Source organism: Corynebacterium suedekumii, assembly GCF_030252185.1.
In the GTDB taxonomy this organism is placed as follows: Bacteria; Actinomycetota; Actinomycetes; order Mycobacteriales; family Mycobacteriaceae; genus Corynebacterium; species Corynebacterium suedekumii.
Genome location: NZ_CP126970.1, coordinates 1835294 through 1850669, shown reverse-complemented (window position 1 = coordinate 1850669; position 15376 = coordinate 1835294). Strand labels below are relative to the sequence as shown.

Here is a 15376-nt window from a genome sequence, read left to right as displayed (position 1 = left end):
TCCGGCCCCAGCCTAGCCGTGCCCGCCGACTCCTGCCCAGAGAATCCGCGCAGGGTTCAGTGGCAGGGTTGCGGACAGGATCAGCGCCCCAGCTCCGTGCTCACCATCAGGCCCAGTTCCTCGAGGAGCTCGGGGCGTCCGTTGCCCCAGTCGGTCATGCGGTAGTCCTCCCAGGCGCGGCGTTTGGCGGCCTTGGGGTCGTAGACCACGCGCGGGGTCTCGTCGAAGACGGCGGTGGCGCGTCCCGGGGTGTCGTCGGTGGCGGGGCCGTAGGCGGGCCATTCGGGGCCCGGCCGGCCGTGGCGGATGAATTCGCCCCAGTGGTACTGCATGGTCTCGGTGAGTTCGTCGATGCCCTCCATGCCACCGAGGCGGGTGAGGCCATTGGCGCGGGAGGCGCCGGGGTCGCCGAAGATGGCGGACAGTTCGAGGGAGTGCATGGCGCCGAGGCCGAGCCAGCGCAGGGCGGCGGGCGCGTAGTCGAAGCGGTACATCCAGGTGGGGGCGGTGCGGGCGTGGGCGGTGGCGAGGCGGACGGAGGAGGACCAGAAGAGGGCGTCGGCAAGCAGTTCGGCGAACTGGGAGCGTTCGGTGGCGCCGTCGTAGGCCTCGAGGACGCGCGGGGCGTGATCGGGGTCGAAGGCGGTGAGCAGGCGCAGGGCGGCCCGCGAGCGGGCGGAGGTGCGCAGGTAGAAGTACTTGGAGAAGCCGGCTTCGTCGGAGTTCGTGCCGATGAGCAGCGGGACCTGGGCCTGTTCACCGGCCTCGAAGAGGGTGAGCGGGTGGTCGGGGACGACGCTGCCGTCGATGGTGGGCGCGTAGCAGGAGTTGAGGTGCATGAGTTCGCCGCCGCGCCACATCATGGACTGCCCGGCGCGGACGAGGTCGGCGGCGTCCTCGCCCCGCAGGTCCGCGAGCGTGGCCTGGCGGGGCAGGGCCATGTGGTAGACGAGTTCCCGGGCCCAGAGGTTGGCCTGGGCGCGGGAGTGCATCATGGCGATCGGCGGGGACTGGGCGATGGCGCGGTGGAACAGGCCGACGGCCGCGGGCACGCCCATGAGGGTGGTGACGGCGGATCCGCCGGCGGATTCGCCCATGAGGGTGACGTTGTCGGGGTCCCCACCGAAGGCGGCGATGTTGTCCTGGACCCATTCGAGGGCGAGGAGCTGGTCGCGGACGGCGGGGTTGGCCACGCAGTCCTCGCCGATGGTGCGCAGGTCGAGGTAGCCGAGGACGCCGAGGCGGAAGTTGACGGAGACGTACACGGCGTCGACGGTGCGGGAGAGGTGGTAGCCGCGCAGCATCCGCTCGTGGGAGGAGCCCATGATGAAGGAGCCGCCGTGGAGGTAGACGATGACGGGCAGTTGCTCGTCGTGGTCGGGGCGGACGATGTCGAGGTGGAGGCAGTCCTCGTCCCCGATGACCTTGTCGGTCCAGGAGTAGGTGGGCTGCGGGGCGGGTGGGCCGAACTGGGTGGCGTCGCGGACCCCGCGCCAGGGCTGGACCGGGGCGGGGGCGCTGAATCGGCGGGGGCCGGAGGCGTCGGCGCCGAAGGGCACGCCGCGCCAGGTGCGGATGCCCAGCTCCTCGTCGACGAGTCCGCGGACGACTCCCGCCGTGGTGGCGATCTCCGGGCCGGTGCTCATAGCCACTACGGTAGTGAGCATGGTGAATTACGTCGACCGCGAGACCGTCCTGTGCATCTCGCTTGCCGCCCGACCGTCCAACCACGGGGTCCGTTTCCACAACTGGCTCTACGCTGAGCTGGGCCTCAATTACCTGTACAAGGCGGTGGCGCCGGCAGACATCACGGCCGCCGTCGCCGGCATCCGGGGGCTGGCGATCCGGGGGGCGGCGGTGTCCATGCCGTACAAGCAGGACGTCATCCCGCTTCTCGACGCCCTCGATCCCTCCGCCGAGCGCATAGGCGCCGTCAACACCATCGTCAACACCGACGGTGAGCTCGTGGGCTACAACACCGACTACGTCGCGGTCGCCGCCCTGCTGGAGTCGCACGGTGTCGACCCGGCGCTGCCGGTCGCGGTCCGTGGGTCGGGCGGGATGGCCAACGCCGTCGTCGCGGCCCTGGCCGACCACGGGATGACCGGCACCGTCGTCGCCCGCAACCACGAGACGGGCCCGGCACTGGCCACCCGCTACGGGTGGGACTACTCGGCGGAGGTGCCGGCCGAGGCGAAGCTGCTGGTCAACGTCACCCCGCTGGGCATGTTCGGCGACCGGGAGGCTGATCAGGCATTCACCGACGCCGAGATCACGGCGGCCGAGGTGGTCTTCGACGTCGTGGCCTACCCGGTTCAGACCCCGCTGATCCGGGCCGCGCAGCGGCTGGGGGTGCCCACCATCAACGGCGGTGAGGTCGTCGCCCTCCAGGCCGCGGAGCAGTTCGCGCTCTACACCGGCGTGACCCCCACCCCGGAGCAGGTCGAGGCGGCGGAGGCGTTCGCCAACAGCTGACAGGTGACTCACAGCTGACCCGGGAACAAATCAGGCACGTCTCATCGTTGACACATAAGTAACCACCTACCCCTGAGGAGCGAACATGGCCACCGACATCGACAACCGCCCCGTCACCGACGGACTCGGCTCCGACCCGAAGGCCGTCGAGGCCAAGGTCGGCCCCGCCGGCCGCATCCTCATCAACACCCTCGGCCGGGCGGTGTCGATCCAGTCGTCGGCGATCGTCAGGTACGTCGAGTTCCTGCGGGAGAAGAACCCCGACGCCGGCCCGACGGAGATCCAGGAGATCATCGACAAGCACTTCATGCGCCTGTCCACCGGCTCCGGAGCGGGCGCGGGTGCCGCGGCCGCCATCCCGGGCATCGGCTTCTTCACCGGTGCCGCCGCCATCGGCGCGGAATCGCTCGTCTTCCTCGACGCCGCCGCCTGGTACACCATGGCCTCCGCGCAGCTGCGCGGCGTGGACATCACGGAGAAGGAGCGCCGCAAGGCGCTCATCCTCCTGGCCCTGCTCGGGTCGAAGGGTACCGCGATCGTCGATACGCTCATGCTCGACCTGGGGTCCGAGAAGGGCCTGCCGTCCGCGTCCACCCTGGCGCGGTTCTCCGCGCCGAAGCTCGGCGAGGTGAACAACCGCCTCATGCGCACCGCCCTCAAGCAGGTGACCAGGAAGTTCCGCCGCGCGTGGCTGGGCAAGATCATGCCGCTGGGCATCGGTGCGGTCCTGGGCACGATGGCGAACCGGAAGCTGGCCAAGAACGTCATCACCAACTCCCGCGAGTCCCTGGGGCCGGTGCCCGCGAGCTTCGCAGCCGGGGCGTAGTTGCGGAGCAACTCCGGCACCCGGGAACTGCTCTCGGCGCTGCGGGCCCGCCGGGGCATCACCGCCGTCACCCTGCTGGCCACCATCGGCGCGGTGCTCTTCGAGGTGGCCATCCCGCTGCTCACCGGCTCCGCCGTCGACGTGGCCACCGGTGCGGTCGACTCCACCCCGGCCACCCGGCTGCTGTCGGGATACTCACCGATCACGGCGATCATCATCGTCCTCGTCGTCGTGGCGCTGGCCCGCTACCTCTGCCAGTTCCTGCGCCGCTACACGGCCGGCCGGCTGTCCATCGACACCCAGCACACCCTGCGGGTGAGGATCCTCGACACCCTGCAGCGTCTCGACGGCCCCGGCCAGGACCAGATCGTCACCGGCCAGGTGGTCTCCCGCTCCATCTCCGACCTCAACGCCACCCAGGGACTGGTGGCCATGGGGCCGATGGCGCTCGGCCTCATCGTCCAGCTGCTCATCACCGGCGGCGTCATGCTGTCGGTCTCTCCCCTGCTCACCGTCATCGCCCTGGCGTTCCTGCCCGTCACCGTCGCCGCGGCGGTGTTCTCCCGGCGCTCCATGTACGCCGCCTCCTGGGTCTCCCAGCAGTCGGCCGCGGACCTGGCCACGCACGTCGAACAGACCGTCTCCGGGGTCCGCGTGGTCAAGGCCTTCGCCCAGGAGGAACGCGAGGTCGACCGCCTCGACCAGCTCGGCCGCACCCTCTACGCGGCGAAGATGCGGGCCGCGAAACTCATGGCCCGGTTCCAGCCCATGCTGCAGAACCTCCCCCAGATCGCCCTGGTGATCAACATCCTCGTCGGCGGCTGGCTCGTCCTGCGCGGCGACATCACCGTGGGCACCTTCTTCGCCTTCTCCGTCTACCTCACCTCCATGACGGCGATCGTGGGCATGCTCTCCGGGATGATCATCACCCTGCAGATGGGCCTGGCCTCCCTCGACCGCATCGCCGACATCCTCGACCTCACCCCGGGACGCACCGACCCCGCCGACCCGGCCACCCTGCCCGCCGGCCCGATCGGCCTGCGACTGGACCGGGTCACCTTCGACACCGGCGGCCACCGCGTCCTCGACGACCTCACCCTCGACGTACGTCCCGGCAGCTCGATCGCGCTCATCGGCCCGCCCGGCTCGGGCAAATCCATGGCCGTCCAGCTCATGGGCGGGTTCTACGAACCCGATGACGGCCGGATCTCGCTCGTCGACGCCGCCGGCGCCCCCGTCCCCTACGACCGGCTCCGCCTGGCCGACATCCGCCGCGCCGTCACCTGCGTCTTCGACGAGGCGTTCCTCTACTCCTCCACCATCCGCGACAACATCGCCATGGGGTCCGGCGCCTCCGACGCCGAGGTCCGCCACGCCGCCGACCTGGCCCAGGCCACCGAGTTCATCGACCGCCTCGACGACGGCCTGGACACCGTCGTCGGCGAACGTGGCCTCACCCTCTCCGGCGGCCAGCGCCAGCGCATCGCCCTGGCCCGCGCCCTGCTCGCCCGCCCCCGCGTCCTCATCCTCGACGACGCCACCTCCGCCATCGACGCCGCCACCGAGGCCCGCATCATCGCCGGCCTGCGCGCCGAGCTCGCGGACGTCACCGTCATCTCCGTCGCCCACCGCCAGTCCACCCTCGACCTCGCCGAGCACGTGGCCATCGTCGACGGCGGGCACGTCACCGTCACCGGCACCGTCGACTCGCTTGCCGACGACCCCCGCTACCTCCGCCTCATGGACCCCTCACCGTCCCTGCCCGACCGCGAGGTCGGCCCGGAGCCGGCTGCGGAGCAGCTGTGGCCCGCCGACCTGCCGGACCGGCCCACCGAGCACATCGCCGACGTCTCCGGCCAGATCGGCGGCCGGGGCGGCGGCGGGGGCGGCCGACACGGCATGTCGAACATCACCGCCATCCCGGAACTGCTCGAGCGGGTGGACAAGCTCCCACCGGCCACCGAACAACCCGGCCTGGACCCGGACCACCTGCGCTCCGACCGGGCCGAGTTCCGCGTCGCCGACCTCTTCCGGGCCGTGCGTCTCCTCATCCTGGGGGTGATCGCCCTGCTGGTCATCGGGGTGCTCACCACCCTCGCCTTCCCCACCCTCATGCGCTGGGCGGTCGACGACGGCGTCGGCACCGGCTCCCTGCGCACCCTCGCGGAGATCGCCGGGCTGGGCCTGGGCGTCGTCGCCGTGAGCTGGATCGCCGCCACCCTGCTCGTGGTGTTCACCTCGCGGACCGGCGAACGCCTGCTCTACGGCCTGCGGCTGCGCAGCTACGCCCACCTGCAGCGGCTGAGCATGAACTTCTACGAGACGAACCTGTCGGGGCGGATCATGACCCGGATGACCACCGACATCGACACCCTCAGCTCCTTCCTGCAGACCGGCCTGGCCCAGGCCATCGTGTCGGTGGGCACCCTGGTGGGTATTCTCGGCATGCTCGCCTGGACGGACCCCGGCCTCTCCCTGGTCGCGGTGGCCGCCATCCCCGTCATCGTGGCGGTGACCATCGTGTTCCGCCGGATCTCCTCCCGCCTGTACACGGCCGCCCGTGAGCAGGTCAGCGCGGTCAACGCCGCCTTCCAGGAGAACGTCAACGGGCTGCGCACCGCCCAGATGCACCACCGCACCGCCGGCGCCCTGGCCGAGTTCACCGCCGAGTCCGAGCACTACCGCCGCCTGCGGGTGCGCTCCCAGACCGCGGTGGCGATCTACTTCCCCGGTGTCAACGCCATCTCCCAGATCACCACGGCGCTGGTCCTCGGCGTCGGCGCCAGCCGGGTCGCCGGCGGGGACCTGACCGCGGGCGTGCTCGTCGCCTTCGTCATGTACCTCGCCCAGCTCTACGGGCCCATCCAGCAGCTCGGCCAGATCTTCGACTCCTGGCAGCAGGCCACCGTCGGCTTCCGGCGGATCACCGACCTGCTCGCCCAGCGCCCCGCCGTCGCAGACACCGGCACCCGCCCCGGGGCCGACGCCGCCGCGCGCGGGCGCCTGGCCCTCGAGGACGTCTCCTTCGCCTACGCGGAGGATGCCGCGGTCGTCGCGGAGAATCTCTCCCTGGAGATCGCCCCGGGATCCACGGTCGCCCTCGTCGGTCCGACCGGGGCCGGCAAGTCCACCGTGGTCAAGCTGCTCGCCCGCTTCTACGACCCGGTCGCAGGGGCCGTCACCGCCGAGGGCACCGACATCCGCGAGTTCCCGCTGGCGCAGTGGCGCCACGCCATCGCCCAGGTCCCGCAGGAGGCCCACCTGTTCATGGGCACGATCGCGGAGAACATCGCCTACGGTGCGCCGGGGGCGTCGAGAAGCGAGATCGAGGACGCCGTGCGCCGCATCGGTGCGCTCGACATCATCGCCGCCATCCCCGGTGGCTTCCGTCACACCGTCGGCGAGCGTGGGCGCGGTCTGTCCTCCGGTCAGCGGCAGATCATCGCGCTGGCCCGCGCCGAACTGTCCAGGCCTGACGTCATGCTCCTCGACGAAGCCACCGCCACCCTCGACCCCGCCACCGAGGCCGCCGTCCTCGACGCCTCCGACCGGATCACCCGCGGACGCACCTCCGTCATCGTGGCGCACCGGCTCGCGACCGCCGCGCGGGCCGATCGCATCGTCGTCATCGATAGAGGACGTATCATCGAAGACGGTTCCCATTCCGACCTGCTCAGCCAGGAAGGTGTGTACGCCGACATGTGGCGCGCGCACCGGTGAATGGGGGTGATAAAACGCCCCCTGCAGTGCCGGAAGCCGGGATGCGACACGCTACCCTGTAGTGAACTATTACCGTGTGATCTAACGACCACATAACGAGCGCACATGAAGAGCAAGGAAATGAGGCGAGCACCTGCCGTGAGCAGCGCAAGTACTTTCGGCCCGAACGAGTGGCTGGTAGACGAGATGTTCCAGCAGTACCAGAAGGATCCGCAGTCCGTGGACCGGGAATGGCGGGAGCTGTTCGACAAGAACGGCGCCCCCACCTCAGCATCCGCGACCGCGTCCGGTGCGGGTGCAGTGTCCGCGAAGAAGGAGCCCTCCTCCGTGCCCGCCGCCGGTCCGCTCGGCTCGGACAAGTCCGTCGAACGCACCACCGTGGTCAACGAGGAGGCCGCCCGGGCCCAGCAGACCACCAAAAAGGAGTCCCCGGCCCGCCCGAAGAAGAAGCAGGTCTCCCCCGTCGACCGCGCCGCCGAGACCGAGAAGCCCGAGCCGGGCACGAAGGCCCTCAAGGGCATGTTCAAGGCGATCGCCAAGAACATGGACGAGTCCCTCGAGGTCCCCACCGCCACCTCCGTCCGCGACATGCCGGTCAAGCTCATGTTCGAGAACCGTGCCATGGTCAACGACCACCTCAAGCGCACCAGCGGCGGCAAGATCTCCTTCACCCACGTCATCGGCTACGCCATGGTCAAGGCCATCATGGCCCACCCCGACATGAACGTCTCCTACGAGGTCAAGGACGGCAAGCCCTCCGTGGTCACCCCGGAGCACATCAACCTCGGCCTGGCCATCGACCTCCCGCAGAAGGACGGCTCCCGCGCCCTCGTGGTCGCCGCCATCAAGGAGACCGAGTCGATGCACTTCGACGAGTTCCTCGACGCCTACGAGGACATCGTCTCCCGCTCCCGCGTGGGCAAGCTCACCATGGACGACTACACCGGGGTCACCGTCTCCCTGACCAACCCCGGCGGTATCGGCACCCGCCACTCCGTCCCCCGCCTGACCAAGGGCCAGGGCACCATCATCGGTGTCGGCTCCATGGACTACCCGGCCGAGTTCGCCGGCGCCTCCGAGGACCGCCTCGCCGAGCTGGGCGTGGGCAAACTGGTCACCATCACCTCCACCTACGACCACCGCGTCATCCAGGGTGCGGAATCCGGTGAATTCCTGCGCACCATGTCCCAGCTGCTCGTCGACGACAAGTTCTGGGACCACATCTTCGAGCGCATGAACATCCCCTACGCCCCGATGCGCTGGGCACAGGACGTCCCCAACCGCGGGCTGGACAAGAACACCCGCGTCATGCAGCTCATCGAGGCCTACCGCTCCCGCGGCCACCTCATCGCCGACACCAACCCGCTCAACTGGAAGCAGCCGGGCCTGCACTCCCCGGACCACCGCGACCTCGACATCGAGACCCACGGCCTGACCATCTGGGACCTCGACCGCGTCTTCCACGTCGGCGGTTTCGGCGGCAAGGAGACCATGACCCTGCGCGAGGTCCTCTCCCGGCTCCGCGCCGCCTACACCCTCAAGGTCGGCTCCGAGTACACCCACATCCTCGACCGGGACGAGCGCGAGTGGCTGCAGGACCGCCTCGAGGCCGGCATGCCCAAGCCGACCAACGCCGAGCAGAAGTACATCCTGCAGAAGCTCAACGCCGCCGAGGCCTTCGAGAACTTCCTGCAGACCAAGTACGTCGGCCAGAAGCGCTTCTCCCTCGAGGGCGCCGAGTCCCTCATCCCGCTCATGGACGCCGCCATCGACACCGCCGCCGGCCAGGGCCTCGACGAGGTCGTCATCGGCATGCCGCACCGCGGCCGCCTCAACGTGCTGTTCAACATCGTGGGCAAGCCGCTCGCCCAGATCTTCAACGAGTTCGAGGGCAACATGAAGCAGGGCCAGATCGGCGGCTCCGGCGACGTGAAGTACCACCTCGGCTCCCAGGGCCGCCACCTGCAGATGTTCGGCGACGGCGAGATCAAGGTCTCCCTCACCGCCAACCCCTCCCACCTCGAGGCCGTCGACCCGGTCATGGTGGGCATCGCCCGCGCCAAGCAGGACATCCTCAACAAGGGCGAGGACGGCTTCACCGTCATGCCGCTCATGCTCCACGGTGACGCCTCCTTCGCCGGCCTGGGCATCGTGCAGGAGACGATCAACCTCGCCGGCCTGCGCGGCTACACCGTCGGCGGCACCGTCCACATCGTGGTGAACAACCAGATCGGCTTCACCACCACCCCGGACTCCTCCCGCTCCACCCACTACGCCACCGACCTGGCCAAGGGCTTCGACTGCCCCGTCTTCCACGTCAACGGCGACGACCCGGAGGCCGTCGTCTGGGTCGGCCAGCTGGCCACCGAGTACCGCCGCCGCTTCGGCAAGGACGTCTTCATCGACCTCGTCTGCTACCGCCGCCGCGGCCACAACGAGGCCGACGACCCGTCGATGACCCAGCCGCTCATGTACGAGGTCATCGGCGACCGCGCCTCCGTGCGTGCCCGCTACACCGACGACCTCGTCGGCCGTGGTGACCTCTCCGCCGAGGATGCCGAGGCAGCCGCCCGCGACTTCCACGACCAGATGGAGTCCGTCTTCAACGAGGTCAAGGAGTCCGACAAGGCCGGCCCGCAGGAGCAGACCGGCATCACCGGCTCCCAGGAGCTCACCCGCGGCCTGGACACCTCCATCACCCGCGAGGAGCTCGTCGAGATCGGCCAGGCCTACGCCAACGCGCCGGAGGACTTCGAGTTCCACCCGCGTGTGGCACCGGTGGCCAAGAAGCGCGCCGAGGCCGTCACCGAGGGTGGCATCGACTGGGGCTGGGGCGAGCTCATCGCCTTCTCCTCCCTGGCCAACTCCGGCAAGCTCGTCCGCCTCGCGGGCGAGGACTCCCGCCGCGGCACCTTCACCCAGCGTCACGCCATCGCGTACGACCCCCGCACCGGTGAGGAGTTCAACCCGCTCAACGACCTGGCGCAGGAGAAGGGCGACGGCAAGTTCCTCGTCTACAACTCCGCCCTGACCGAGTACGCGGGCATGGGCTTCGAGTACGGTTACACCCTGGGCAACCAGGACGCCGTCGTGGCCTGGGAGGCACAGTTCGGCGACTTCGCCAACGGCGCCCAGACCATCATCGACGAGTACGTCTCCTCCGGCGAGGCCAAGTGGGGCGAGACCTCCGGCCTCATCCTCCTCCTGCCGCACGGCTACGAGGGTCAGGGCCCGGACCACTCCTCCGCCCGCATCGAGCGCTTCCTGCAGCTGTGCGCCGAGGGTTCCATGACCGTGGCGCAGCCGACCACCCCGGCGAACCACTTCCACCTGCTGCGTCGCCACGCGCTCGGCACCATGAAGCGCCCGCTCGTCGTCTTCACCCCGAAGTCGATGCTGCGCAACAAGGACGCCGCCTCCTCCGTCGCCGACTTCACCGAGGTCGACTCCTTCCAGTCGGTCATCAACGACCCGCGCCTGGTCGACATCGAGGGCACCGTCATCGGTGACACCGACAAAGTGGAGACGATCATGCTGTGCTCCGGCAAGATCTACTACGAGCTGGAGAAGCGCCGCGCCAAGGACAAGCGCGAGGACGTGGCCATTGTCCGCGTCGAGATGCTGCACCCGATCCCCTTCAACCGCCTGCGCGACGCGTTCGAGTCCTACCCGAACGCCAAGGAGATCCGCTTCGTCCAGGACGAGCCCGCCAACCAGGGCCCGTGGCCGTTCTACAACGAGCACCTGCGCAACCTCATCCCCGAGATGCCGGAGATGCGTCGCATCTCCCGCCGTGCGCAGTCCTCGACCGCGACCGGTATCGCCAAGGTCCATCAGCTGGAGCAGGCCCAGCTGATCGACGAGGCATTCGCCGCGGAATAGGCACCCGGCACAAGGCCCCGGCGTCGAGAGAACTTCTCGACGCCGGGGTCTTCCCCATGTCCCGGGTCAGCGTGCGGTCCGCACGCGGTGCGGGTCCGGGCCCGGTGCGGGGGCTAGTACTTGGCCAGCCACTCCGCCACCGCGGTGGACACGGACTCCTCCTCGTGTGCCTCCTCGGTCAGCGACTCCAGGTCACCCGTGGTCAGCAGCCGGGTGACCTCGTTGATCCGCTGCTCTTCCTCCCGCACCAGCAGGTCCCGGTGGTAGATGGGGACGATGTTCTGCGGGATCGGCGGCAGATCGTGCTGCTCGCAGCCCACCGCCGACGACGGGTTCGGGGCACCGAGCCCGCCGGGCAGGGAACCGATGAGTTCCGTGTAGGTCCGGTCGCTGAGGTCACCGGCGTTCGGGGAGGCCGCGCCCTGTGCGTACTCCTCGGAGATCGCCTCCGCCTCATCCGTGTTCTGGGTGTACAGCAGCGCGCCGGTGCAGCCGATGATCATGTCGGCGGCGCCACTGCGCAGCCGCTCGATCGGGTCCCGCTTGATCTGCCGGGTGTCCATGTGGATGTTCGCGTTACGCCCCTGCCCCTGCAGAACCTGCTGGTAGATCTCACCGAGGACGATCTCCTCCAGGGAGTTCGCGCTCACGGAGATGGTGACCGGCTTGGTCAGGGTGTTGACGGGGTCCCGGGTCGGCTCGGCGTTGGAGCACGCCACCAGCGTGGCCGTGCCGGCCAGCGCCACGGCGGCGGTGCTCAGTCGGGTGATCCGTCGGCGGTGCATGAGCAGGATTCTACCCCTCGGTGTCCGGGGCCTGAGTGCCGCGGTCCAGTCCCGTGCGGGCGATGATGTCGCGGGCCCGCGGCGCCAGGTCGGGCTCGCACAGGACGTCGTAACGCCCGGCGACGATCTGGGTCTGGGAGGTGAAGTCGCGGCGGCCGCCGGAGAAGGCGTAGGGCACCACGGCCATGATGATGCCGAAGACGGCACCCATGGTGATGCCGATGAGCAGCGGGGTCAGCAGCCCGCCGCCGAGGCCGAGCAGGCTGATGAACAGGCCGAAGAAGATACCGATCCAGGCGCCGGAGAGTGCGCCGCCACCGATGACCCGGCCCCAGGTCAACCGGCCGATGACGCGTTCGACCTCCATGAGGTCGACGCCGACGATGGTGACCTTGGAGACGTCGAACTCCTCGTCCGAGAGGGTGTCCACGGCCGCCTGCGCGTCGACGTAGGAGTCGAAGCTGCCGACGGGCCACCCTGTCGGGCGGGGGCGCAGCTGCGCGTTCCGGCGGGCGTCAGAAGCGGAACCGGAGGCGGAACCGGGGGTACGGGGCGTGGTCACAGGTGATCAGATCCTTCCGGGCATGGGTTTGATGACACATGTACAACGCCCGGGCGGTCGGGGAAGTTCCCGTTCGGCCCCGGGACCAGCGCAGTCTAGACTGGTGAACCATGAGCGCCATCACCCGTGTGTACGCCGGCCGTCTGGCCGGACTCCAGGTCCGAGGCCCTGATCTGGACCCGATCGGGCGCGTCCGGGACGTCGTGGTCAACATCCGCCCGCAGGGCCAGCCCTCCCGTGTCCTGGGTCTGGCCATCGAGCTGGTGAACAAGCGCCGCATCTTCGTCCCCATGCTCCGGGTCGGCGCCATCGAGCCGGGAGACATCACGCTGACCACCGGTTCGGTGTCCATGCGCGCCTTCCAGGTCCGCACCGGCGAGGTCACCATCATGGGCGACCTCATCGGGTCGAAGGTCCACACCGACGACCCTGAGCTGGACCAGCTGCACGGTAAACCGATGGAGATCGCCGACGTGGAGATCGAGCGCACCCGCACCCGCGACTGGGTGATCACCAGGGTGGCGGTGTTCGGGTCCCGGCCCAAGTTCGGCCGTTCGCCGGAGCTGTTCACCGTTCCGTGGCAGCACGTCCACGGTGTCACCGCGGCGGGTGTCGGCCCGACCGACACCCTCGCCGAGCAGATCGCCGAGTTCGACCAGATGCGCCCGGCGGACGTGGCCAACTCGCTGCACAGCATGTCCTCGAGCATGCGTCACCAGCTGGCGAACCAGCTCAACGACGAACGCCTGGCGGATATCCTCCAGGAGCTGCCGGAAGATCACCAGGCCGAGCTGCTGGAGACCCTCGACATCGAGCGAGCCGCAGACGTCCTGGAGGAAATGGACCCGGATGACGCCGCCGACATTCTCCAGGAGCTGCCCGACGCCAAGGCCGAGGTCCTCCTCGAGCTCATGGACCCGGAGGAGTCCGCCCCGGTGCGTCGCCTCATGAGCTTCTCCCCCGACACCGTCGGTGCGCTCATGACCCCGGAGCCGCTCGTCCTCACCCCGCAGACCACGGTCGCCGAGGCGCTGGCGCTGGCCCGCGACCCCGACCTGCCGACGTCGCTGGCGTCGATGGTGTTCGTCGTCCGCCCGCCGACGGCGACCCCGACGGGCAAGTACCTCGGCTGTGTGCACCTGCAGAAGCTGCTGCGAGAACCCCCGTCGACGCTGGTGTCCGGCATCCTCGACCCGGATCTGCCGCCGCTGTACGCCGACGACGACCAGGAGACCGCCGCCCGCTACTTCGCCACCTACAACCTGGTGTGCGGGCCGGTCCTCGACGAGGACAAGCACCTGCTCGGCGCCGTCGCCGTCGATGACCTGCTCGACCATCTCCTCCCGGAGGACTGGCGTTCCGAGGGTCTGCGCCCCGACCCGCACCACAGGAAGGTGACCCGTGGCTGACTACCACCGCTTCGACCTCGACACCCCGGTGGGTGTGCGTCGTCGGAGGTTCTTCACGCTTGACGACGACGCCGTGGGCGCCGCCGCCGAAAAGGTCGCCCGTTTCTTCGGCACCGGCCAGTACCTCATGTGGCAGACGGTGCTGGTGGTCATCTGGATCGCCCTCAACATCGGCGGCTTCTGGTGGAACTGGGACCCCTACCCCTTCATCCTGCTCAACCTGGCGTTCTCCACCCAGGCGGCCTACGCCGCCCCGCTCATCCTGCTGGCCCAGAACCGCCAGGAGGACCGGGACAAGATCACCGTGAGCGCCGACCGTCGCCGTTCCGAGCAGACCAAGGCCGACACGGAGTTCCTCGCCCGCGAGCTCGCCGGTGTGCGCCTGGCCCTCGGCGACATGGTCTCCCGCGACTACCTCCGTCGCGAGCTGGAGGACCTGCAGGGTCTCATGGAGCGCATCGAGGCCAAGCTCGACGACGTCTCGGCCGACGTCATCGACTCCGCCGAGGACCTCACCGAGCCGATCCAGGGCGAGGTAGCCGACGACCGGGATCGTTGACGCGCGTACTACCATTGACCCCGTCATGAGTGTTATCACCGAATCCGCTGTCCGCAGCGCGCTCTCCCGCGTAGAGGATCCAGAGATCGGCAAGCCGATCACCGAACTGGGCATGGTCAAGTCGATCGACATCAACGGCCCGGATGTCGCTGTCGAGGTCTACCTCACCATCGCCGGCTGCCCGATGAAGTCCACCATCACCGAGAACACCCGGGCCGCGGTCGAGGAGGTCGCCGGGGTCGAGTCGGTGACCGTCACCACGGACGTCATGAGCGATGAGCAGCGTCGTGAGCTGCGCACCTCCCTGCGCGGCGACGCCGCCGAACCCGTCATCCCCTTCGCCCAGCCGGACTCCACCACCCGCGTGTTCGCGGTGGCGTCGGGCAAGGGCGGCGTCGGCAAGTCCTCCATGACGGTCAACCTCGCCGTCAGTCTCGCGGCCCAGGGCTTCAAGGTCGGTGTCCTCGACGCCGACATCTACGGCCACTCCGTGCCCGGGCTCCTCGGCTCGGACCAGCGCCCCACCGCCGTCGACGACATGATCATGCCGCCGATCGCCCACGGCGTGAAGATGATCTCCATCGGCCACTTCGTCGACGGCAACGCGCCTGTCGTGTGGCGTGGCCCCATGCTCCACCGCGCCATCCAGCAGTTCCTGGGCGACGTGTTCTGGGGTGACCTGGACTTCCTGCTCATGGACCTTCCCCCGGGCACCGGCGACGTCGCCATCTCCGTGGCCCAGCTCGTGCCCAACGCCGAACTGCTCATCGTCACCACCCCGCAGAACGCCGCCGCCGAGGTCGCCGAGCGCGCCGGTTCCATCTCCCAGCAGACCCGCCAGCGGGTCGCCGGCGTCATCGAGAACATGTCCGCCATGGTGCTCCCCGACGGCACCACCATGGACGTCTTCGGCTCCGGCGGTGGCCAGCAGGTCGCCGAGCGGCTCTCCGTCCTCACCGGCGGCACCGTCCCGCTGCTCGGTCAGATCCCCCTCGACCCGCAGCTGCGCGTCCACGGCGACGACGGCAACCCCATCGCCATCTCGGAGCCGGACTCCCCCGCCGGCCGGGCGGTCCGGGAGATCGCCGACCAGCTGGTCGTGCGCCGCGACTCCCTCGCCGGCAAGTCCCTCGGCCTGGGAGTCACCCGAAAATAGCT

10 protein-coding genes are annotated in these 15376 nt (G+C 69.4%); 7 read left to right on the top strand and 3 right to left on the bottom strand.

Going from position 1 to position 15376, the window contains the following annotated elements:
* Nucleotides 1-80 precede the first annotated feature (80 nt).
* Nucleotides 81-1646, bottom strand: coding sequence for a carboxylesterase/lipase family protein (locus tag QP029_RS09315; RefSeq protein ID WP_284874042.1), 1566 nt, complete (start codon nucleotides 1644-1646; stop codon nucleotides 81-83).
* Nucleotides 1647-1665: 19 nt separating this feature from the next.
* Here QP029_RS09315 and QP029_RS09310 point away from each other — a divergent pair, with 19 nt between their 5' ends.
* The 4 genes from QP029_RS09310 (at nucleotide 1666) to QP029_RS09295 (ending at nucleotide 10903) form a co-directional block, all read left to right on the top strand.
* On the top strand, nucleotides 1666-2475 hold the full coding sequence (locus tag QP029_RS09310; RefSeq protein ID WP_284874041.1) for a shikimate 5-dehydrogenase: 810 nt from the start codon (nucleotides 1666-1668) through the stop codon (nucleotides 2473-2475).
* A gap of 85 nt (nucleotides 2476-2560) precedes the next feature.
* Nucleotides 2561-3301 (top strand): hypothetical protein, encoded by a 741-nt coding sequence (locus QP029_RS09305; RefSeq protein WP_284874040.1) that lies wholly within the window; start codon nucleotides 2561-2563, stop codon nucleotides 3299-3301.
* Entirely contained in the window at nucleotides 3302-7021 is a 3720-nt protein-coding gene (locus tag QP029_RS09300; RefSeq protein ID WP_284874039.1) for an ABC transporter ATP-binding protein, read from the top strand.
* Between the two features lie 138 nt (nucleotides 7022-7159).
* On the top strand, nucleotides 7160-10903 hold the full coding sequence (locus QP029_RS09295) for a multifunctional oxoglutarate decarboxylase/oxoglutarate dehydrogenase thiamine pyrophosphate-binding subunit/dihydrolipoyllysine-residue succinyltransferase subunit (RefSeq protein WP_284874038.1): 3744 nt from the start codon (nucleotides 7160-7162) through the stop codon (nucleotides 10901-10903).
* A 113-nt stretch (nucleotides 10904-11016) separates the two neighbouring features.
* Here the strand turns inward: QP029_RS09295 and QP029_RS09290 are convergent, their stop codons facing one another.
* Both QP029_RS09290 and QP029_RS09285 read right to left on the bottom strand, forming a co-directional pair.
* Nucleotides 11017-11688, bottom strand: a complete 672-nt coding sequence (locus tag QP029_RS09290; RefSeq protein ID WP_284874037.1) for a type 2 periplasmic-binding domain-containing protein — start codon at nucleotides 11686-11688, stop codon at nucleotides 11017-11019.
* A 10-nt stretch (nucleotides 11689-11698) separates the two neighbouring features.
* Nucleotides 11699-12250 carry a YflT domain-containing protein gene (locus tag QP029_RS09285; RefSeq protein ID WP_432418674.1) on the bottom strand — a complete coding sequence of 184 codons (552 nt, stop codon included), beginning with the start codon at nucleotides 12248-12250 and terminating at the stop codon, nucleotides 11699-11701.
* Nucleotides 12251-12360: 110 nt separating this feature from the next.
* Here QP029_RS09285 and QP029_RS09280 point away from each other — a divergent pair, with 110 nt between their 5' ends.
* From QP029_RS09280 to QP029_RS09270, 3 genes are read left to right on the top strand one after another with little or no spacing between them, the layout of a single operon-like run.
* Nucleotides 12361-13659 (top strand): magnesium transporter MgtE N-terminal domain-containing protein, encoded by a 1299-nt coding sequence (locus QP029_RS09280; protein ID WP_284874036.1) that lies wholly within the window; start codon nucleotides 12361-12363, stop codon nucleotides 13657-13659.
* Nucleotides 13652-14218, top strand: coding sequence for a DUF1003 domain-containing protein (locus tag QP029_RS09275; protein WP_284874035.1), 567 nt, complete (start codon nucleotides 13652-13654; stop codon nucleotides 14216-14218). The genes QP029_RS09280 and QP029_RS09275 overlap by 8 nt, the downstream gene beginning before the upstream one ends.
* A 25-nt stretch (nucleotides 14219-14243) precedes the next feature.
* Nucleotides 14244-15374 (top strand): Mrp/NBP35 family ATP-binding protein, encoded by a 1131-nt coding sequence (locus QP029_RS09270; RefSeq protein ID WP_284874034.1) that lies wholly within the window; start codon nucleotides 14244-14246, stop codon nucleotides 15372-15374.
* Nucleotides 15375-15376 lie beyond the last annotated feature (2 nt).